Below are 19,527 nucleotides of genomic sequence, written 5' to 3'. Positions count from 1 at the left end.
CGGGCACGTACATACATACAATGACAGGAGACATAAAAACAGCCGGGAAGTACTTCAAGATAACAGGAGGAACGAACATGGGGCAAAAGCTCGTTGGGATACTGCTAAATGCCGCTATGCACGGGGGCGTTCCCCGGTTAAAAACCGGACAGGAATCTCTGGCCAACTACGAAGAGGCCGCCGCCGCATACGGATTAACCCCTTGCTTTGTGAAGCTGTCCGACATCGACGTGGCGTCCGGCTTCAGCAGTGTCTATATGAAGAAAGGTCCGCAAGGCTACCGCAGACAGACCGTCCCTACGCCGGAGGTTATCCACAACCGGGCAATCTATGCTCCCGGCAGCACCGGTGTTGAGCGCCTGCTGCGGCAAGGGATTCAGGTCTACAACAGCTGCAACCGCTACGGCAAGGATCAGATTCACGGCCTGCTGGAGCGCAGCTCCGAACTGCAAGCTTATCTGCCGGTCACTGCAAGCGGACTCTCCGGCCTGAGGGAGATGATGAGCCGCTACCCGGATCTGATCCTCAAGCCTTGCCGGGGCAGCGTAGGTAACGGCGTTATGCGGCTCACCCGCAGCGGCGAAGGCCGCTGGCTCTGGAGCTACTCTCTCTCAGGCTCAAGACGCAAGATTAGCAGAGCCGTTAACCCGGACGCCCTTCCCCGGGTCCTCCGCGCCCGGCTCTCTTCTGTGCCTTATCTGGTCCAGGAACGGATTCCGCTGGCCGAGATGAACGGACGCCCCTTCGACCTGCGTGTCACAGTACAGCGGGGCTGGGGCGGAGCGTGGCAGGTCACCGGCCTGTTCGCCAAGCTGGCTGCGCCCGGCGGCTTTGTATCGAACATTGCCAGAGGGGGCGAAGCCCTGAAGTCCTCTTTTGCCCTGGAGCAGGCATTCCCCGGAGAAGAGGCAGCCAGAATCCGTATGTCCGTCCTCTCCCTCAGTCTCGCCATCGCCCGTGAGCTGGAGAAGAGTCTGCCGGGGCTGGCCGATATCGGTCTGGACATCGGTGTCACGAAGCACGGACATCTGTATTTCATTGAATGCAACGGGCGCGACCAGCGTTACGGCTTCCAGAAGGCCGGACTGCGCGGGGTATGGAAAGACAGCTACCGCCAGCCTATGGGCTATGCCAGATATCTGTACGAAGAAGCATTAAGAATGAACTCTTATTGATTTGTCTCCTATTCTATGTCAATATAATGCAGAGCGGGTGGAGTCCCTTGGCACGGGATTTGTACTGCTGCATGATGGAAGGGAGATGGGCATGGTTAAACAATTGCTGCGGCTGATGACCGAGCTATCCTCGCACAGATGGCTTTCCAGGTTGATGGGGGCTTTATCCCACAGCAGACTCAGCCGCCTTATGATTCCGGTATTTATTCGTTCCTATCAGATTCCTGCCGCCGAGGCGGAGAAGGCTGCCGGAGAATACCGTACACTGAATGAATTCTTCAGCCGCCGCCTGAAGCCGGGAATGCGCCCGGTGGCCAGCGGTGAGCATGCCGTAGCCAGTCCTGTAGACGCTATGATTACGGCAATGGGCGAAATCAACTGCGGCACGATAATGAATGTGAAGGGGCAGGATTATACACTGGAGGATTTGCTTAATCACTCGCCACACCTCGAACTGTACAAGAAAGGCTATTATTTTGTCCTCTACTTAAGCCCTACCGATTATCACCGGATTCACTCCCCGTTAACCGGACAGCTGAGGGAGAGCGATTATATCCGCGGACGGGCTTACCCCGTGAATGATTTCGGCATGCGCCATATGAAGAGTGTCCTGAGCCGTAACGAACGGCTGATTACTTATATAGCCGGCAGCTATGGCGAGACCGCCGTGGTCAAGGTAGGCGCAATGAATGTGAGCAGTATCCGCTACACCGATGAGGCGGCCAAAGAATGGCAGCGCGGTGACGACCTGGCTTATTTCGAATTCGGTTCCACGGTTGTTCTGTTGATGGAGAGCGGCACCTTCACCCCGCGCCCGGGGCTTACCCCGGACACGAAGGTGAAGATGGGCGAGCTGCTGGGAGAGATGCGGCGGCCGGTGTAACACCAGGTGCTCCCAGCCTGCATAACAAGACTAATCTACAGAATAACCCCCGCCCAAGGACACGAAACCGTGGCCTTGAGCGGGGGTTATTTGGATGTAATTGAATCCACTACTTGATTATGAGAAAAAAAAGGAGTATCCTAAGAATCATCAAATGGTCCAAATGTTTAAACATTTAATCATAAAGCAAAGGAGATGACCACATTGAGCAAACAGGCAATTGCGATTTTCCGGGAAAGCCTGCCGATTCTTCAAGTCCTAAGCGACCCGCACCGGCAGGATATTCTGCTCTATCTCTCCGAGAGTGGCCGGAGGACAGTTAATGAAATTACAGAGCAGCTGACCCTATCGCGTCCGGCGGTCTCCCATCATCTCAAGCTGCTGAAAACTGCAGGGGTTGTCACGGTCGAGCAAGCAGGCACTCAACGCTATTATGAGCTGTCCATGCAGGAGTCGGTGGATCTGTTAAGAAGATTATTAACCGCCCTGGAGCAGGATTGTCTCTAAATCATTATCTAAGTATAAGGAGGAGCATATGAAACAGTGGAAGCAAGAGGAGGTCACAGAGCTTCTGCAGGAGCATCGCAAGAAATTCCGCAGCGGCTACACTCTTAGTGCGAAATTTCGTCAGGAACAGCTTCAGAAGTTGTCGGACGCGATCCGGCGGTACGAGCCGGATCTGTTATCCGCTCTCTATCAGGATCTCCACAAAAGCGAATTCGAGGCCTACTCGACGGAGATCGGCTTCACGCTGGACAGCATTCGAAACACAAAAAAACAGCTTAACCGGTGGATGACGCCGAAGAAGGTCAAAACACCTTACTTTCACGGTCTGTCCAAGAGCCACATACACAAGGAGCCTTATGGTACCGTTCTGATTATCGGACCGTTCAACTATCCGTTCCAGCTGTTAATTGAACCGCTGATTGGAGCGATCTCAGCCGGGAACACAGCCGTTCTGAAGCCTTCGGAGAATACCCCGGCTGTTGCAGCAGTAATCAAGAAGCTGATCGAGGAAACCTTCGACAAGGACTATATTAGTGTAGTCGAGGGCGAGAAGGAAACCACCTCACTGTTAATTCACGCTCCCTTCGACTACATTTTCTTCACCGGGAGCGTGCCGGTGGGCAAGATCGTCATGGAGGCGGCCGCCCGCAACCTGGTTCCCTTGACCCTGGAATTAGGCGGCAAGAGTCCGGCTATTGTGGACCGGACGGCTAATCTGGAGGTTGCCGCCAAGCGGATTCTCTGGGGGAAGATGATGAATGCCGGACAGACCTGTATCGCCCCTGACTATGTTCTGGCTCATGAAGAGATTAGGGAACCGCTTCTTGATAAGATGAAGACCGTCCTGACCGACTTCTTCGGAGCAGATCCCCGGCTGAGCCCAGACTATGGCCGGATCGTGAACGAGCGCCAATTCGAGCGGCTTGCTGGCATTCTCGAAGCGGACCGGGCAAAGGTATACGCCGGCGGCCACACCGTCAAGGAGGAGCTCTATATCGAGCCTACGCTGCTGGATCAAGCCTCCTGGTCTGACGCTGCCATGCAGGATGAGCTCTTTGGCCCGATTCTGCCCGTTATCGGTTATACGCAATTGGATGAGGCCATTAAACAGGTGAATGACCGGGCCAAGCCGCTCGCGCTATATCTATTCACCGAAGACTCCCATGTACGGCAGGAAGTGCTCAGCCGCGTATCCTTTGGCGGAGGTTGTGTCAATGACACTATCAGCCATGTGGCCAATCCACATCTGCCCTTCGGTGGAGTGGGCCATGCCGGAATCGGCGCCTATCACGGGAAATACAGCTTCGACCTGTTCTCCCACACGAAGAGCGTGCTCAGCAAGAGCACGAAAATAGACATTTCATTCTTGTTCCCGCCTTATGGCGACAGGGTGAAGTGGGTTCGAAAGATCTTGAGATGATGCCAGAGAATCGGCAAGAAGGAGGAAAATAGGATGAGTACCTTACAATTAGCATCACTGGATGAGGTGAAGAAAGAGCTGCTACAGCTGGAGGGTAATGAGGATATTCCGACCAGCCAGTGGCCTCTCTACGAGATTCTGGCGCACTGCGCCCAGACTATTGAGTATTCTATGACGGGCTATCCTCAACTGAAGCCCAAGCTGGTGAGAAACACGATCGGGCGGGTAGTTATCCGAAAATTTCTGAAGCAGGGCTTCATGAAGCACAACCTGACTGCCCATGTGCCGGGTGGGGCAAAGCTCAAGACTTCAGGAACGGCCAAGGAAGGAATGGAGCTGCTGCGGCAGGCCATTGACACCTTCCAGGCTTACCAGGGTCCGCTCGCCCCCCATCTGATCTTCGGTGAGCTGAGCAAGGATGAATATGACCGGTATTTCGCCATGCACATTGCCGATCATTTCTCGGAAGTTCAGCATTAAAGCCGCCTTACTCCGTAACCTTACTCTGGTTCGCAACGTCGCGGGCTTTCTGCTGCACCTCTTCCGGTTCGCCGAGGTAGAAGCGGCTGATCGGCTTCACATCGTCGTCGAGCTTGTAGACCAGCGGAACGCCGGTCGGGATATTTAGATCCAGCAGTGCGGTCTCGTCGATATCCTCCATATACTTGATCAGGGCCCGCAGCGTGTTGCCGTGCGCCGAGATCAGGACCCGCTCCTTCTTGCGGATGAGCGGCACAATCCGGTTGGTCCAAAAATCTCCAACCCGGTGCACGGTATCCTCCAGACTCTCGCCGTGCGGAATGTCGCCTGGCCGCACTTCCTTATAACGGACATCATGTCTGGCATAACGCGGATCATCCGACTCCAGCTGCGGAGGCCGGACCGAGAGGCTGCGCCGCCAGATGTGGAGCTGCTCCTCGCCGTATTTCAGCGCGGTCTCGCTCTTGCTGAGGCCCTGCAGCGCACCGTAATGGCGCTCATTCAGCTTCCACGACTTCTGCACCGGAATCCACAGCAGGTCCATCTCATCCAGCACATAGTTCAGCGTCTTGATCGAACGCTTCAGCACCGAAGCGAATGCAAGATCGAAGGTGTATCCGTTCTCCTTCAGCAGCCGGCCCGCTTTCTTGGCCTCCTCCACGCCCTTCTCCGTCAGATCGGGATCACTCCAGCCCGTAAACAGATTCTGCCGGTTGTATTCACTCTCACCATGCCGTATCAGAACGATTTCGTACATAAGTATGCTCCTTCTCCCGTGTATATATTTTGCTGTGCTTTCCTTTATTGTGTCACAGTGCAGTGTGCGCTTCAACTTCAGGCCTGACTCGCGGACTGGGAAGCCGCTATTTCAGCTATTCTGCCAGATCACGCAGGGCAAACGGACTCAGCATACACAGCACACACAGCACATCTAACACCCGAAGTACCTATACCACACTCAGCACGATACTCCCCGCCGCTTCAGCGGATCTCCGAAGGACTTTTCCCGGTGTGCTGCTTGAATTGGCGGCTGAAAAAGAAGATGTCCCGGTAGCCGAGCGCATCCGCCACCTCCGTGACGTTCATGCCCGCATACAGCAGCAGATGCTGCGCCCGTTCGATCCGTGCACGGATCACATAGGACTGGACCGAGGAGCCGGTGATCTCCTTGAACTTGATTGAGAAGTAACGCGGGGACAACCCCGCCCGGGCGGCCAGATCCTCTACCCGGTGCGCCGCCCCGGGATGCTGGCTGACATAGTTGGCGACCTCGTGGATCACCTCCGCCAGCTGGTTGCTGACATGGCGCTCGACCGGCCTTGCCTGATCCTGGCGCAGCAGATGAATCATGAGCTGCTTCAGAATCAGACGCCCCTCCTCCTCCGCCGCATAAGTCTGCACCAGGAACAGCCGGACATAACGGGCCAGCAGATGCTCGAACTCCACCGTCTCCGTCAGCTCATGGTAAGGGGCCGGCAGCTCTGTGACCTCCTCCGTCACATCGAAGTGAATATATGTAATGACAAGCGGTTTCTGCGGATTATGTGTGGCACTGGTATAATCCCCCGGCCGGAACAGGAAGCAGCTTCCCTTCCCTACCTGATAGGGCACGCCGCTACGCACAACCGTACCCTCTCCACTCCAGACATAGAACAAGTCATAGTTTTGCAGCGGCTTCTCTCTTTTCTGCCATTTCCAGCCCGGTTCACAGACAATCTTCGCCAGAGCCGGGAGGATGACAAAAGAGGATGGCGATGCATGAAGCATATCGTTCCCTCCTATAAATGTAGCGTAAGCTTACTTTTCATAATACCTTGTCCGGTTCCTGTTTGTACATCTTCCGCATGCCGCAATGGAGCAGACCGCCGCCGGATTCCAAAACTATTTATCAAATCACCGCATTACTCAGTGACGGCGGCAATCCACGGTGTTATAATGTTAGGCAATGTTAACGTATATATCCCAGAAGAATACCGGAAGGATGAAACTGATGAATCCACTGGCTGGACAATTGAATGACAGCATCAAGGCAGGCAATGAACATGTATACGATATGCTCTCGAGTCTCGGTAAAGCCATCTATTTCCCCAAAGAGGGGATTCTGAGCCAATCCGCAGAGGCAACGGCTCATGCTAAAAAGTATAACGCCACCATCGGGATTGCTACCGAGAACGGGTTGCCGATGCACCTTGGCGTAATCCAGGATAAGCTCTCCGCTTACAGTCCCAAAGACCTGTACGGTTATGCGCCTCCAGCAGGCAAGCCGGAGCTCCGCTCCGTCTGGCGGGAGAAGATGCTGCGTGAGAATCCGTCGCTTGAAGGCAAGTCTTTCAGTAATCCAATCGTCACGAATGCGCTGACCCACGGGCTTAGCATCGTTGCCGATCTGTTCGCAGAGCAAGGAGATGCCGTCATTTATCCGGACAAAAACTGGGAGAACTACGAGCTGACCTTCGGCATCCGCCGGCTGACCGAAACCGTGAATTACCCGCTCTTCACGGAGGACATGAGCTTCAACAGCGAAGGCCTGCTGGATGCCCTGCTGGCCCAGAAGGACCGCGGCAAAGCCATCGTCCTGCTTAACTTCCCGAATAATCCAACCGGATATACGCCAGGCCTTGCAGAAGGCGAGGCCATTGTTGCCGCTATCCTGCGTGCTGCCGAAGAAGGCATTAATGTGGTAGTGGTGAGCGACGACGCTTATTTCGGACTCTTTTTCGAGGATTCACTCAAGGAATCCCTGTTCGGCAAGCTGGCGAATCTGCATCCGCGCGTGCTGGCGGTCAAGATTGACGGAGCCACCAAGGAAGAATTCGTCTGGGGCTTCCGCGTCGGCTTCATCACCTACGCTTCGGAGAACAAGGAGCTGCTGGCTGCGCTGGAACAAAAAACGCTCGGCATTATCCGGGCTACCATCTCCAGCGGCGCGCATCCGTCGCAGACCTTCGTACTCGACGCACTCAAGGCACCGGAATTCTCAGCCCAAAAGGAAGAGAAATTCCTGATCATGAAAGGCCGGGCCAACAAAGTGAAGTCGCTGCTGGACAGCGGCAAATACGGTAATGATGTGTGGACCTATTATCCGTTCAACTCCGGGTACTTCATGTGCCTGAAGCTCTTTACCGTCTCAGCGGAAGATCTGCGGCTCCACCTGATCCACACCTACGGCCTGGGCACCATCGCCCTTGGCGAGAGTGACCTGCGTATTGCTTTCTCCTGTATCGAGGAGGATCAGCTGGAGGATCTGTTCGATCTGGTCTATGCGGGCGTCCGTGATTTGGAGAAGGCCTGAGCATCCCTTTGCATACCTGCGTCAGCCCCGGAAGGCCGGGGCTGATTTTTTTTGCCCGTGGCTATGGCATTGGCCTATACACGTTCTTCCCTCCGCACATACAATACGATGTACTCAAGTACAACACACTCACACGCGAAAGGGGAATGAACAATGAGCGAAGAAGTTAGAGGCGGATACGGATACGGCGGCGGGTTCACAAGCACTGGAGCGATTCTGGTTCTCTTTATCCTGCTGGTTATCATCAGCCGTTCACTCTTTGTCTAACAGGGAGTGAGTCCCCTGGAGGGAGCTGCGCGCTCTCTCCGATCCACGTGTTATAGCATTCCCTGCTCCAGCTGATATGAAGAGGGAATTCCCTTGCATACATTCTTTGCTTCTGAAAATGGCCTCAGACTCCGCATCCGCGAGAGCCTGAGGCCATTTGTGATAAGCACACCCGCTTGCGGGTGTCTACAGGTCGTCTTCATCCATACGCGCTTCCTTGCGGGTGGAGTTGACCTTGAACAGATACGCCAGCAGGAATCCGCAGGCGAAGGTAGCCAGCACTTCCAACGGCCGCTGCCCGGCCTGAAGCAGGAGCGGCAATCCGGTCAGCAGCGCCAGGACCAGATGGGCCCGGAATACAAACTGGATCGTTCCCTTGCCCTTGCTGCCCTCCGGCAGCGGGTAGACGGTCAGCCAGAACGATTCGCTGTGCAGCTTGCGCAGTGCCGTCAGCTGAATGCCCATCAGGAAGAGGAAGAATACATAGATGCCGCTGCCGAGGTAGCTGTCCTTCATCATCCAGACCAGGAACAGATCCAGCACAGCCATCCGCAGGACGATGCCGAAGACATCCCCCCGGGCGAAGCTTTTGGTCAAGAGGAACCGGTAGGCGGAATCCCGCTGCCAGCTCAGTCCGCTGCCCCAACGCGACAGATAACGGCGGGCATAGACCCGCTGCTCGCGTCCCGGAACATCGACGAACCAGCCAAGGACCATCAGCGCCCGGGTCCCCTGATTCTTTTCCATAGTGATTAGGCGTTCCCACGGAACAGCATGCCGTCCTGGAACAGCCAGTGCGGCCACATAGGCTGCGGCCAGAATCAGGATGAAGATCAGGGCGCGCATGGACGGCTGCCATAACCATGCGGCAACCATTAGACCACCTACTGCCCAACGCAACAAGTTATAACCTGCCGCAGCGGGGCGGGAGAGCATCGCCGTCTCCCGCCATAACCCGTAGCTGGATAACAGCTTGACCAGAATCAGCACCAGCAGGGTAGCCAGCAGTCCCCGGGGTGACTCCTCGGTGCGTATGTACAGCGGCCATAATGTAATGAGGATGAAGGCCATGCGCAGAATCTTCCACACATTGCCGCTGACCCAGGACGGGGCGAAATACTCTCTCATCCGGTGGCCCTGCGGCAGCAGGAAGATCGTATCCGGGGTCTGCAGATACGTCCGGAAGCTGCTGTGCACCGCCGCAGGCACCAGCAGGACGAACATAATCCAGCGGATCGGTATGCCAGAGGGAATATCGCGCAGCAGCGCTGTATACCAGGCGGAGAACATAATCAACACCAGCAGGAACACCATGGCTACCCCGCTCTGAATGATATATCCGGCATAAGGGATCAGGCTGCCTGTGAACCGGCTGCGCCGCTGCCGGCGCAGCTCCTTCAAATCCATATCATTTCCCTCCCTGAACCAGCTCGTAGAACAGCTGCTCCAAATTCAAGCCCTGCCGCCCGGCCTTCGCGGTCATCTCGGCCAGCGTTCCCTCCGCAATCACTTTGCCGCCATGCAGCACAATGAACCGGTCACAATAGTTCTCAATCGTGGAGAGAATATGCGAGCTGAGCAGAATTGAAGCTCCGGACTTCTTCAGGTCCAGCATGAAATCCAGCAGAGAGCGGATACCCAGCGGGTCAAGGCCGAGGAACGGCTCGTCGATCACATACAGGGCCGGGCGCGCTACGAACGCGCACATGATCATCACCTTCTGCTTCATTCCCTTAGACAGATGAGAGGACAAGGTATCCATCTTGTCCTCCATATTGAAGAGTGCAGCCAGCTGGCTGGTGCGTGATTCATAATCACTGCGCTCCACGCCATATGCTCTGGCCGTGAATTCCACATGCTCACGAACCGTCATTTCCTCATAGAGCAGAGGGGATTCCGGCACGAAGGACAGCGCACTGTGGTAGCTCCCGGGATCGCTGCTGCGCGTCTTCCCCTGTACCGTAATCTCACCCTTATGCGGGGACATCAGCCCCAGGATATGCTTCATTGTAGTGCTCTTGCCCGCACCGTTCAGTCCGATTAACCCAACCATCTCACCGGGCTGCACCTGCAGGCCGATGTCATGCAGCACCGGCTTGTTCAGGCTGTAGCCTCCGCTGAGGCCCGTAATTTCCAATACGGGAGCTGTATTCATTGACCGTCACCTCTCGGGGTTTTGTTCTTGAGCCATTTCGGGGCTCCCTTATTCTTGCGGTTCTGCTCCCGCTCCGCCTGGCTGCGGGCCTTGCCCCCCGGCCCCGCCGCGCTGCGCGTGCCGGCGCTCACTCCCGGCCGGTGCTGCTCGCGCCGCACCGTAACGCCACTGCCGCCGGTAGCTAGCCCCGGCTGGCCTGCCGGAGCGTCGCCGCCCGTCCCTCCGGCTGCTGTTCCAGCCGCCGAGGTCCGCACCTGCGGCTTGCCGGTGCGCGGCGCTGCAATGCCGCCGCGTGGTTCAGCCCCTTCGCGGCGCTCCTTCACGCCGCCGCTGCGCAGCTCGGCGCGTTCGCCTTCCGCCAGCGCCTTGCCGAAGGCCATCTCCCGCTCGTCCAGCTGGATATCCAGCTCGCGGGCGAATTTGCGCATGATGAACGTCTGCTGCTCCGTAACGATCGTTACGGATAAGCCGCGTTTGCCCATGCGCCCGGTCCGTCCGGCACGGTGGACATAGTGCTCGGAGTCAAAGGCCGGATCGAAGCTGACGACAAGCGTCAGATTCTCAATGTCCAGGCCCCGCGCCGCTACATCACTGGCGACCAGAACCTTAAGCTTGCCGTCCCGGAAGCGGGTCAGCACGTTTGCGCGCGTCACCTTGTCGGCATCGCCGTACAGCGCTGCGGCCGGAAGGCCCAGGTGGTTCAGCTTCGCCGTTACTTCAGCGATGTCGTCGGTCGCATTCACGAAGACAATGGCCCGGTCCGGCTTATAGTGGCGGATCACCCGGCGCAGCATATCGATCTTGTTCCGCTCCTCGCACACCACATAGTGGTGCTCCAGGCTCTGGGCAGTCATCATGCCGGGATCGATGCCGACCTCCGCCGGATTCTTCATCTCCCGGTTCGCCAGCAAACGGGTCTCCGGTCCAATCGTAGCCGACAGCATAACCAGCTGCCGCGTACGCAGCGCGCTGCTGACGATCTTCGTTACTTCGCCCGCGCCGCTAAGCTGGAACATCTGATCCGCCTCATCGAGAATAATCGTGCTCACCTCATGCATCTTGAGCTTGCGCAGCCCGATCAGCTCACGGATGCGTCCCGGGGTGCCTACCACCAGATGCGGATGCTCCCGCAGCTTGTCAATCTGGCGCTTAATCGCCGCCCCGCCGATCAGCCCTATGGCCCGGATGCCCCGGTGTGCCCCGTAGCGCTCTGCTTCACGGAGAATCTGCATCGCCAGTTCCTGGGTTGGGGCCAGCACCAGCTTTTGCACCGCTTTCGAATCCGGGTTAATCCCTTGCAGCAGCGGCAGCAGATAAGCCAGTGTCTTGCCTGTTCCTGTCTGGGATGCGGCCAGAACATCTCTTCCTTCCAGCAGAAGCGGAATCGTCTGCTCCTGTACAGGGGATGGTTCGGTGATGCCGAATTCAGACAACCGGGCAGCAAGGTCTTCCTGGATGCCGATAGCCGCAAAAGAAGCTTTATTCATAATAGGGTTTCATCCTTTTCACTTAAGATAATATGTTCATTATATGCCAAAAAGGCCTCTCCACCAAATGGAAGGCCATAAAATCTAAGCTGGGGCCGTATTTAAACGGTCTTACCATCCTGTATACCAAAGGGGGACAAGTCTTCACGCCATACATCGAAGCTACAATTTATTCATTTTCTGTTCATCAGGTTATAGGTCAGCTTGTCTGCCAGCCGCGGGAACAGGCCATAGAGCCGGATGCCGAAGCCTGCCAGAGCGGGCAGGTCCACTTCCTCTTTACCCTTATCCATCAGCTTGACGATCTTCGCGGACACATGCTGCGGCGTCATCATGATCCGGCTTACGCTTCGTTCATAATTACCGGAAGGGTCGGCGGTCTTGAAGAATTCGGTCGCGATGGGGCCGGGGTTCACAGCCGAGACAATAATCCCGCTCCTCCGCAGCTCCTGCCGGAGCGCATTGGTGAAGCCGAGAACGGCATGCTTGGTGGCCGTGTAGGACACTGAGCGTGCGGTTCCGATTTTGCCGGCCATGGAGGCCACATTCACGATCTGACCGCTGCCGCGCGTAAGCATATGAGGAACGACAGCCTTGGTGCAGCGCACAATTCCCATATAGTTAACATCCATCATATCAGCGAACTCTTCAGACTCCATCTCTGTAAAAGCCGCAAACCTGCCGTAACCGGCATTATTGAGCAGAATATCAATTCTGCCGTATTGCTCCAGGATCTCCGTAAAGGTACGCTTCACCGCCGCCTCATCGGTCACATCACAGACGAACAGCCCATGCTCCCCCTGGATGCCCGCCGCAACCGCCTGCAGCTTGTCCCTGGACCGGGCCAGAAGAACGGGAATCGCCCCTTGCCCGCTGAGCATCTGCGCCGTAAGCGCGCCAATCCCGCTCGAAGCTCCTGTAATTACCACAATCTTGCCTTGTAATGCCATGGAATAGATTCAACTCCCGATTATCCGCCTAAGAGATCATTACCTGAATATCAAGCTCCCCAATGCCTTCCATCACAAGAGGAATACTCAGCGCTTTGCGCGGCAGAACAGTCATGCTCTCGGACTTCATCAGCTTCGGCGGGGTAATGTCTACCGACACCCCCTGATTGGAGAGAATAGTACTGGCATTGCCGCTGATCATATTGCCCAGCTCGGAAATGGCGCTCTGGCCCATCTCATCCATTTCTGTTATCACATAGCCGCCCATCATGGCAGACACGATCTTCAGCGCTACCTGCTCGGCAATCCCGAAGATAATATCCCCGCTGAGCTGACCTGTCATTCCCACTTGAATCCATATATGATCATCGATCAGTTCAATATCCTTGATCCCAAGCATACCGGTGGATGGCGAGACTTGGATCACCTGTTCAATAACAATGCGCGCAGACTCTAAAAACGGATTGATTACTTCTGCTTTCATGAAAGTGCTGTCCCCCTCGACCAGTCTTTAGTCATATACCAAAAGTCCTATGCAATAATGATTTATTATACTTCATATATCGGCATTATTCACCAAAAATTAATGGTCTGCTCGAATGATTTATGAAGATAGTTTGGACCGCAACATTGCCCTCCCGGGAGGAATCTCCTATAATTTAATCAATAAACGTAAGATCTGCGGCGTCACACCCTCCGAGTGCAGCACTCACAGCGACCCTTGTACCTGTCTACTTTGTCAGAATCCGCGGCTTGCAGACTCTAATTCTGGAAGCTTGCATGTGCACATATGCCCTCCGGAAAGCTGCGGCTTTCCCTGTTTGTACAAATATACGGCGGCACCATCCGGTAGCCATAAGGGGGACAGTCCATGAATATCAGCCAGCTCGAAACACTGATCACCATCTCCAAAACCATGAGCTTCCGCAAGGCGGGCGAGCTGCTCAACCTGACGCAGCCGGCAGTCTCGGCCCAGATCAAAAGCCTGGAGGAAGAGTTCAAAACCCAGCTTGTTGACCGGAATCAGCCGGTGACGCTGACGGACAGGGGCAAGGTCTTCCTCGCCCACGCGGAACAGATTGTTGGAATCGTAGATGAGCTTAAGCAGCGCCTTGCCGATCTCGAAGAGAATCCCCAAGGGCATATTATTCTCGGTACGACCACCTCCATCGCCATCCAGATTCTCCCCCGGGTGCTCTCCTATTTCCAGGATCAGTTCCCTCATATCAAAACCTCGATCTCATCCATGTCCTCCTCCCAGATCTACCAGCAAGTCGAGAACGGGATTGTGGATGTCGGCATCGGCTATCTGATCGGCCGCAATCCGGGAATGACGACCTCGGTCCTGTATTATGATACTTTCGAACTGGTTGTTTCGCCCCGCCATCCGCTGGCCCAGGTCAAAACAGCCGGGATCGAGGCACTGGGCACCATCCCGCTCATCCTGCTCTCACCGGATACCGTCGGCCGGAAATTTGTCGACGAGGTGCTGGCAAGGCACGGTATTCAGCCGCTGGTGATTATGGAGCTGACCAGCAGCGAGGAAGTGAAGCGGATGGTCGAGCTTGATCTGGGAGCGGCGGTCATCTCCAAGCAATCGGTCACTGCCGAGGTCAGAAGCGGTACCCTGCGCATCGTCCCGATCATTGAGCTTGAGGTTACCCATCCTGTAGGTGTCATCACCAAGTCCGGCAAGTATGTCAACTCTGCGATGAGACAGTTCCTGAGCGACCTTAAGGGAATGCCCGAGACCCAGTTCATCGGCTCAGAGTAACCTGCACCCTATTTTGCCATATTAGCCTAAGGAGATGTTCCATTATGAAGTTCGACCTGCATACCCATCATTTCCGCTGCGGCCATGCTGACGGCACGATCCGGGACTATATTGAAGCCGGAATCGCGGCGGGGCTGGATGTTATCGGGATTTCCGATCATTCGCCTTACTTCGGAAGCCCGTCCGAGCAGGCTTTTCCGCGCATTGCCATGGCCAAGTCAGAACTGGTCCATTATGTGGAGGAAGTGTTATCGCTGCAAAAAGAATACGAAGGCCGCATCGATGTCCTGCTCGGCATGGAATCCGACTTCTTCCCGGAGCATGCGGAGCTGTACCGCAAGACCTACGCCGCATACCCGTTCGATTATGTAATCGGCTCCGTACATCATGTTGAAGAGGTCAGTATCTTCAACCAGGGCCGCTGGAAGGGACTGGACCCCGGGCAGATGCTTGCCTCCAAGGCCGAGTACTACCGGCTGATTGCCGAATCCGCACGCAGCGGCATCTTCCAGATTCTCGGCCATATCGATGCCATGAAAGGCAATTATCCGCCCTTCTCCGGGATCGCTGCTCCCAAGGAGATTGACGAAGCCTTGCGCGTGATCGGCGAATGCGGTCCGGCCATCGAGATCAACACCTCCGGCGGCACCAAGCTGTGCGGCGGCTGGTACCCTTCCGATGAGATTCTGGAACGGGCCCTGCACTTCGGCGTGGAGGTCAGCTTCGGCTCCGATGCCCATCTCCCTGCCCGTGTTGCCGACCAGCGCAATCAGGTAGCTGCACGGCTGAAGGAGATTGGCTTCGAGTACTGGGTCTATTACAAGCGGCGCGAGAAGGTTAAGGTCGCACTGTAGGGAACCGCATACTTCATTTCAAAAACCCCGCCTTGCCAAAGTCTGCATCAGACTTGCAAAGCGGGGTTTCTATTAGGCTAAGGCGATACTATTAGAGCATCGGACAGACTACAAACTATTAGCTGCTACCTTCCAACTCTTCACTCCTAGCATCTAACAGCCACCTGCTCACGAACCGAGTCGCAGGTCCCGGTTGAATCTGCAATCCTCCGGCCCTTAACTAGTTACTCCTTATTTAGATTCTCACAGGTGAAGCCCTGCTGCTTCAGCGTACGCTGCGAGTCCCCATACTGCGGATTCAGCGCGTAGAAGCGGGCAATTATGCTGGTCCAGCTCCGCTCCGTCATTCCTTGGGACTTGAGCAGCTCCCGGTGGGTCTCATTGTATTCTTCGATCAGGTGTTGCTGATCCGGGTTATAGACTTCTTCATGATATACCGCCGCTATAGGCAGGCGTGAACTCTTCGGCTGTTCTCCCGCCGGATAGCCGATGCAGAGTCCGACCACCGGGAATACATACTCTGGCAGCTGCAAAAGTTCGATCACCCCAGCCGTATTGCGGCGCACGCCCCCAATCGGGATAATGCCCAGTCCCAGTGACTCGGCGGCAGCCACTGTGTTCGCTAACGCAATGCCGACATCCGTAGCCCCAACGAGCAACGCGTCTACATCCGCAGCCGTTTCGAACGGCTGGCCTTCCAGCTCCGCTGCAAGCTTCGCCCGGTAAAAGTCCATGCAGAACACCAGAAATACCGGCGCTTCCGCCACATGCTTCTGGTTGCCGCTCAGCGCCGACAGCTGCTGCCTGCGTTCCTCGCTGCGTACCGCAATCATCGATACCTGTTGGCCGTTCACCCAAGAGGGTGCCGCCTGGGCTGCCTCAATAATCGTCTTCAGCTTCCAAGGCTCCACCTCCTGCCCGCTGTAGTTCCGGAACGAACGGTGGTTCATAAGTAATCTAATCACATCATTCAAAGGTTCATTTCCTCCCCCATCTATACTTGTCATATCCACTGTATCATGTACACTATCATAGCCCAATCCCCTTGGAGACTGCCAGCCCACAATGTTTGCTACCGCACTAATGCTCCTCAATTGGCTATTTAGCCGACTATCTACGAATTCAGGGGCACTAATGCTCCTCATTCGCTCGCCCAGCCGACTTCCGGGCCAATTCAAAGGGATTTATCCCTCTCATTTCCCCGTACAGCCCACTTCCGGCCAATCCAAAGGGATTTATCCCTTTCATTTCCCCATCCGGCCCACTTTCGGGCCAATTCAAAGGGATTTATCCCTCTCATTTCCCCGTCCAGCCCACTTCCGGGCCGATTCAAAGGGATTTATCCCTCTCATTTCCCCATCCGGCCCACTTCCGGGCCAATTCAAAGGGATCTATCCCTCTCATTGGGAAGCCCATCAGGAGCCCATACCCACACAAGCCCAAAAAAAATGGACCCGAATCATCGGGTCCCAGCAGCAGTTATATTTTCAAAAGGGGGTCATGTACTTAGTTTAACCGCTGACTGTTAGAATTTGATAACGGCATTATTTCATTTGTATGACAATGTGAAGACTTTCATTACATCGCCCGAGCCGTCCGCCATCGGCAGGGTCCGCTCCAGCGTCAGGCCGTTCCTCAGCATGACCTGGGCGGACCGGTAATTGTCCCCCCGGCAGCGCCCCTCGACCCTCTTCAGTCCAAGTTCCCTGAAGCCGTAGGCCAGCAGCAATCCCAGTGCCTCAGTCGCATATCCGCGGCCCCACCATGACGGATTCAGCATATAGCCCAGCACGGCATGGCCTTCCTGCCGGTTCCAGTTCTGAAGGGAGACTGATCCGATCAGCTCCGGCTGTCCCAGGATATAGATACCTGCATGCAGTGAGCCGGGATCATAGCCATGCAGCATCCGGGTCACCAGCTTATCCAGCACGCCCTGCCGGGAAGTCGATGCATGACGCAGCTGAATATGCGGCTGTACCTCCGGGTGGGAGAGCAGCGACTTCAGCAGCGCTCCGTCGCCGGACGCCATATTCTTCAGTTCCACCCTGGACCCTTGCAGCGACATCCCCATGATCATCTCATAAGTGCTCATGAACTTCTCCCTCTTCTTCTCCCGCTTATGGCGCCCCTCTCTTGCAGTCCGGCTATCCCCGGCGCAGAGTCAGCACGGTAAGCTCCGGGCGGCATAAGAAGCGCAGCGGCATCATGGTCTCGCCGAAGCCCCTGTTCACATACACCGGCATCGCCTTATTCTCTGTATAATACAAGCCGTCTATGTATTTCTTAGATCCGTAAGGCGTGAACGGCGCTCCGACCAGCGGCAGACGAATCTGACCGCCATGACTGTGACCTGAGAGCTGAAGGTGAAAAGGATAGGCTTCCGCCACCTCGGCGTAATCCGGTTCATGCATCAGCAGCACCGTGAAGATGCCGTCTGGAATATCCCTGACAGCTGCCTCCGGGTCCGGCTTGCCGTGCAGCATATCGTCCAGTCCTGCTACAGCAATTGTTGCTCCGCCTTGCTTGATCAAATATGACTCGTTACGCAGGACGCGGAATCCGGCCTCCGTCAGCAGACGGGTCAGCAGCTCCGTATTCTTGTAATCATGATTCCCGAGGATGGCATACTTCCCAAGCGGAGCCTGCAGCTCTGCCAGCAGGGGGACCGAGTCGGTCAGATCTTCGGCATAGCTGTCTACGATATCCCCTGTGAAGCAGATCAGATCCGGCTGCTCTTCCTTGATGTGCTTTGTCAGCCGGGCCAGATCCTTCGCATCCTTGTTGAAGCCCAGATGCACATCGCTGAAATGGACCAGCCGGGTCCCGGCGAACGCGGACGGCAGCTCCGCAAGCGGCAGCTCCCGGCGGGTCACCTCTAACCAGTTCGGCTCTCCCTGCCAGGCATAGCCGCCGGCGAGGAGGCCTGCGCCGACTACCGCGCCTGCTCCCCGGGCCAGAAACTGGCGGCGGGTCATCTTACGGCTGCTCCGGCCTTCCGGCTTCGGGGGGCCTGTTCCCGCGCCATCCGCAGCCGCAGAAACTGTACGTTCGGGAGAGCCCCCGAACGGATTTTTGCTCATAGGGAGTATCTCCTTTCTGTACTCTAATCTATTCCGTAAATCCGCTGAGGATTGTATATCGTCCCGTTACCTGTCCGCACGCTGGCTGCTCCCTGACTTCACCGCTGTGTCTTCCTCCGGTCCGCTTATGACTCTGATCCGGCATTCTTCCTCAGGAGCCTCGCGGTAGGCGCGGGCAATTCCCCTATCCATAATGTCTGCCCGGCTGACCCGCCGCTGCTTGAAGCTAACTTCAACCTCCTGCGTGAACGGGAACGGAGTCAGAGTCAGCGTAGAGCTGTCCTGCCACTCCGCCTCAATGGCACGGCCAGAGGTGAAGCTGAACTCCTCACTGCCGGAGAAGCCGTCTACGAACCAGGGATGCTTCTCGGATTCGGCGCTGCCCGGCTTGCTCAGCGCCAGGAACAGCGACAGATCATCGCAGAATTGCAGCAGTCTGGCGTCATAATACAGCTCGCCTTCTTCAAGCGGCTGGCTCTGCTCCAGCGCCCGGTGGATACGGGCCCGGCGGTCCGCTTCACCCTCCAGATATTGTGTCAGCTCCGGGCATTCCTCCCCCGACACCTCAATCAACCGTTCAAAATGCGAGCTGCACAGCAGCGCCCCGTATGGCGTCTGCGCTTCAATCTCATCGATGCCCCGTCTATAAAAGGTCAGCTTAGGCACAACGGGGAAATCGAGGAAGCTGTACGGCTGCCCCTCCGCATCATTCCAGAACGGTGTCTCATCCAGATCAATCCAGCCCCGGTCATGGTTGCTTACTGCCCACAGTACCTCAGCCCGGCGGCCTTCCGCAGGCGTATGCTCTTCCTTGAACCACTTCGCAAATTCTCCGGCCAGCAGCCCGTGCTCATGCTGCTTCGTCATTACAAGCGTTCCATCCTGTTCACGGCAAATCACAGTCATTCCTCCCCGTTATCCGCTACCCTGGCGGTTATCTTCAAAATATAAGAATTTATAGGTTTTACGCTATAAATTATCCTTCTATTTCTCGCTGAAACGATACCGTCCTTTAATAAGGACGGCAAAGCCGTTTCCACTTGGCTATGTAGATTATAACATATTGACCTATATTTATCGGAACCTGCAGACGTATGGCTATTCTATGCAGCTTCAGGCTCTTCATTACAGGCTGTCTATACATGTACCCTTTTTCCAGCCGGCCAGAAACATCCGTACCTGTCACTATGTCCGGTGCAGCCA

The 19,527-nt window shown here is 55.9% G+C and carries 20 protein-coding genes; 9 read left to right on the top strand and 11 right to left on the bottom strand.

What is annotated here, in order from left to right:
• The first annotated feature begins 77 nt into the window (after nt 1-77).
• The 5 genes from NSU18_RS25940 (at nt 78) to NSU18_RS25920 (ending at nt 4,465) form a co-directional block, all read left to right on the top strand.
• Nucleotides 78-1,175 carry a YheC/YheD family endospore coat-associated protein gene (locus NSU18_RS25940; protein WP_341016981.1) on the top strand — a complete coding sequence of 366 codons (1,098 nt, stop codon included), beginning with the start codon at nt 78-80 and terminating at the stop codon, nt 1,173-1,175.
• A 91-nt stretch (nt 1,176-1,266) separates the two neighbouring features.
• Nucleotides 1,267-2,058, top strand: coding sequence for an archaetidylserine decarboxylase (asd, locus tag NSU18_RS25935; protein WP_341016979.1), 792 nt, complete (start codon nt 1,267-1,269; stop codon nt 2,056-2,058).
• A gap of 204 nt (nt 2,059-2,262) precedes the next feature.
• A complete protein-coding gene (locus NSU18_RS25930; protein ID WP_341016967.1) occupies nt 2,263-2,565 on the top strand; it encodes an ArsR/SmtB family transcription factor in 303 nt (100 codons plus the stop codon).
• Between the two features lie 28 nt (nt 2,566-2,593).
• Nucleotides 2,594-3,985 (top strand): aldehyde dehydrogenase, encoded by a 1,392-nt coding sequence (locus NSU18_RS25925; protein WP_341150395.1) that lies wholly within the window; start codon nt 2,594-2,596, stop codon nt 3,983-3,985.
• A gap of 33 nt (nt 3,986-4,018) precedes the next feature.
• A complete protein-coding gene (locus NSU18_RS25920; RefSeq protein ID WP_341016962.1) occupies nt 4,019-4,465 on the top strand; it encodes a DUF1569 domain-containing protein in 447 nt (148 codons plus the stop codon).
• 7 nt (nt 4,466-4,472) lie between these two features.
• On the opposite strand, the gene gpmA is transcribed toward NSU18_RS25920, so the two are convergent.
• Nucleotides 4,473-5,222, bottom strand: coding sequence for a 2,3-diphosphoglycerate-dependent phosphoglycerate mutase (gpmA, locus tag NSU18_RS25915; RefSeq protein WP_341150394.1), 750 nt, complete (start codon nt 5,220-5,222; stop codon nt 4,473-4,475).
• A gap of 224 nt (nt 5,223-5,446) precedes the next feature.
• Complete coding sequence (locus tag NSU18_RS25910) at nt 5,447-6,232, bottom strand: AraC family transcriptional regulator (RefSeq protein WP_341016960.1); 786 nt, start codon at nt 6,230-6,232, stop codon at nt 5,447-5,449.
• A gap of 223 nt (nt 6,233-6,455) precedes the next feature.
• On the opposite strand from NSU18_RS25910, the gene NSU18_RS25905 reads away from it, so the two are divergent.
• Nucleotides 6,456-7,757 (top strand): aminotransferase class I/II-fold pyridoxal phosphate-dependent enzyme, encoded by a 1,302-nt coding sequence (locus NSU18_RS25905; RefSeq protein ID WP_341016959.1) that lies wholly within the window; start codon nt 6,456-6,458, stop codon nt 7,755-7,757.
• A 153-nt stretch (nt 7,758-7,910) separates the two neighbouring features.
• On the top strand, nt 7,911-8,024 hold the full coding sequence (locus NSU18_RS25900; RefSeq protein ID WP_209875980.1) for a YjcZ family sporulation protein: 114 nt from the start codon (nt 7,911-7,913) through the stop codon (nt 8,022-8,024).
• Between the two features lie 186 nt (nt 8,025-8,210).
• Here the strand turns inward: NSU18_RS25900 and NSU18_RS25895 are convergent, their stop codons facing one another.
• The 5 genes from NSU18_RS25895 to NSU18_RS25875 all read right to left on the bottom strand — a co-directional run bounded on the left by NSU18_RS25895 (nt 8,211) and on the right by NSU18_RS25875 (nt 13,100).
• A complete protein-coding gene (locus NSU18_RS25895) occupies nt 8,211-9,431 on the bottom strand; it encodes an ABC transporter permease (protein ID WP_341150393.1) in 1,221 nt (406 codons plus the stop codon).
• Nucleotide 9,432: 1 nt separating this feature from the next.
• Entirely contained in the window at nt 9,433-10,179 is a 747-nt protein-coding gene (locus NSU18_RS25890; RefSeq protein ID WP_341150392.1) for an ABC transporter ATP-binding protein, read from the bottom strand.
• A complete protein-coding gene (locus NSU18_RS25885) occupies nt 10,176-11,666 on the bottom strand; it encodes a DEAD/DEAH box helicase (RefSeq protein ID WP_341150391.1) in 1,491 nt (496 codons plus the stop codon). The genes NSU18_RS25890 and NSU18_RS25885 overlap by 4 nt, the downstream gene beginning before the upstream one ends.
• Nucleotides 11,667-11,839: 173 nt before the next feature.
• Nucleotides 11,840-12,616 carry an SDR family NAD(P)-dependent oxidoreductase gene (locus NSU18_RS25880; protein WP_341016953.1) on the bottom strand — a complete coding sequence of 259 codons (777 nt, stop codon included), beginning with the start codon at nt 12,614-12,616 and terminating at the stop codon, nt 11,840-11,842.
• A gap of 28 nt (nt 12,617-12,644) precedes the next feature.
• Complete coding sequence (locus tag NSU18_RS25875) at nt 12,645-13,100, bottom strand: chemotaxis protein CheX (RefSeq protein ID WP_341016951.1); 456 nt, start codon at nt 13,098-13,100, stop codon at nt 12,645-12,647.
• A gap of 387 nt (nt 13,101-13,487) precedes the next feature.
• On the opposite strand from NSU18_RS25875, the gene NSU18_RS25870 reads away from it, so the two are divergent.
• Both NSU18_RS25870 and NSU18_RS25865 read left to right on the top strand, forming a co-directional pair.
• Nucleotides 13,488-14,390: a LysR family transcriptional regulator gene (locus NSU18_RS25870; protein ID WP_036701586.1), complete on the top strand. Its 903-nt coding sequence runs from the start codon at nt 13,488-13,490 to the stop codon at nt 14,388-14,390.
• 44 nt (nt 14,391-14,434) lie between these two features.
• Nucleotides 14,435-15,244, top strand: coding sequence for a histidinol-phosphatase (locus tag NSU18_RS25865; RefSeq protein WP_341016950.1), 810 nt, complete (start codon nt 14,435-14,437; stop codon nt 15,242-15,244).
• Nucleotides 15,245-15,468: 224 nt separating this feature from the next.
• Here the strand turns inward: NSU18_RS25865 and NSU18_RS25860 are convergent, their stop codons facing one another.
• The 4 genes from NSU18_RS25860 to NSU18_RS25845 all read right to left on the bottom strand — a co-directional run bounded on the left by NSU18_RS25860 (nt 15,469) and on the right by NSU18_RS25845 (nt 19,224).
• A complete protein-coding gene (locus NSU18_RS25860) occupies nt 15,469-16,209 on the bottom strand; it encodes an NADPH-dependent oxidoreductase (protein WP_341018602.1) in 741 nt (246 codons plus the stop codon).
• A 584-nt stretch (nt 16,210-16,793) separates the two neighbouring features.
• Complete coding sequence (locus NSU18_RS25855) at nt 16,794-17,336, bottom strand: GNAT family N-acetyltransferase (RefSeq protein WP_341150390.1); 543 nt, start codon at nt 17,334-17,336, stop codon at nt 16,794-16,796.
• Between the two features lie 52 nt (nt 17,337-17,388).
• The gene (locus tag NSU18_RS25850; RefSeq protein WP_341016948.1) at nt 17,389-18,324 is read right to left on the bottom strand and encodes a metallophosphoesterase; all 936 of its coding nucleotides are present in this window, start codon (nt 18,322-18,324) and stop codon (nt 17,389-17,391) included.
• Between the two features lie 66 nt (nt 18,325-18,390).
• Nucleotides 18,391-19,224, bottom strand: a complete 834-nt coding sequence (locus NSU18_RS25845) for a DUF3891 family protein (RefSeq protein ID WP_341150389.1) — start codon at nt 19,222-19,224, stop codon at nt 18,391-18,393.
• Nucleotides 19,225-19,527: the final 303 nt, after the last annotated feature.

Origin of the sequence: Paenibacillus sp. FSL H8-0048, assembly GCF_038002825.1 — a bacterium.
Taxonomy (GTDB): domain Bacteria; phylum Bacillota; class Bacilli; order Paenibacillales; family Paenibacillaceae; genus Paenibacillus_AQ.
This window is presented reverse-complemented; position numbering and strand designations above follow the sequence as displayed.

Bases quoted from the DNA above. Each gene is read 5' to 3' on its own strand.
- NSU18_RS25940 (WP_341016981.1), top strand. From the start codon at position 78: ATGGGGCAAAAGCTCGTTGGGATACTGCTAAATGCCGCTATGCACGGG.
- asd (WP_341016979.1), top strand. From the start codon at position 1,267: ATGGTTAAACAATTGCTGCGGCTGATGACCGAGCTATCCTCGCACAGA.
- NSU18_RS25925 (WP_341150395.1), top strand. From the start codon at position 2,594: ATGAAACAGTGGAAGCAAGAGGAGGTCACAGAGCTTCTGCAGGAGCAT.
- NSU18_RS25920 (WP_341016962.1), top strand. From the start codon at position 4,019: ATGAGTACCTTACAATTAGCATCACTGGATGAGGTGAAGAAAGAGCTG.
- gpmA (WP_341150394.1), bottom strand. From the start codon at position 5,222: ATGTACGAAATCGTTCTGATACGGCATGGTGAGAGTGAATACAACCGG.
- NSU18_RS25910 (WP_341016960.1), bottom strand. From the start codon at position 6,232: ATGCTTCATGCATCGCCATCCTCTTTTGTCATCCTCCCGGCTCTGGCG.
- NSU18_RS25905 (WP_341016959.1), top strand. From the start codon at position 6,456: ATGAATCCACTGGCTGGACAATTGAATGACAGCATCAAGGCAGGCAAT.
- NSU18_RS25900 (WP_209875980.1), top strand. From the start codon at position 7,911: ATGAGCGAAGAAGTTAGAGGCGGATACGGATACGGCGGCGGGTTCACA.
- NSU18_RS25895 (WP_341150393.1), bottom strand. From the start codon at position 9,431: ATGGATTTGAAGGAGCTGCGCCGGCAGCGGCGCAGCCGGTTCACAGGC.
- NSU18_RS25890 (WP_341150392.1), bottom strand. From the start codon at position 10,179: ATGAATACAGCTCCCGTATTGGAAATTACGGGCCTCAGCGGAGGCTAC.
- NSU18_RS25885 (WP_341150391.1), bottom strand. From the start codon at position 11,666: ATGAATAAAGCTTCTTTTGCGGCTATCGGCATCCAGGAAGACCTTGCT.
- NSU18_RS25880 (WP_341016953.1), bottom strand. From the start codon at position 12,616: ATGGCATTACAAGGCAAGATTGTGGTAATTACAGGAGCTTCGAGCGGG.
- NSU18_RS25875 (WP_341016951.1), bottom strand. From the start codon at position 13,100: ATGAAAGCAGAAGTAATCAATCCGTTTTTAGAGTCTGCGCGCATTGTT.
- NSU18_RS25870 (WP_036701586.1), top strand. From the start codon at position 13,488: ATGAATATCAGCCAGCTCGAAACACTGATCACCATCTCCAAAACCATG.
- NSU18_RS25865 (WP_341016950.1), top strand. From the start codon at position 14,435: ATGAAGTTCGACCTGCATACCCATCATTTCCGCTGCGGCCATGCTGAC.
- NSU18_RS25855 (WP_341150390.1), bottom strand. From the start codon at position 17,336: ATGAGCACTTATGAGATGATCATGGGGATGTCGCTGCAAGGGTCCAGG.
- NSU18_RS25850 (WP_341016948.1), bottom strand. From the start codon at position 18,324: ATGAGCAAAAATCCGTTCGGGGGCTCTCCCGAACGTACAGTTTCTGCG.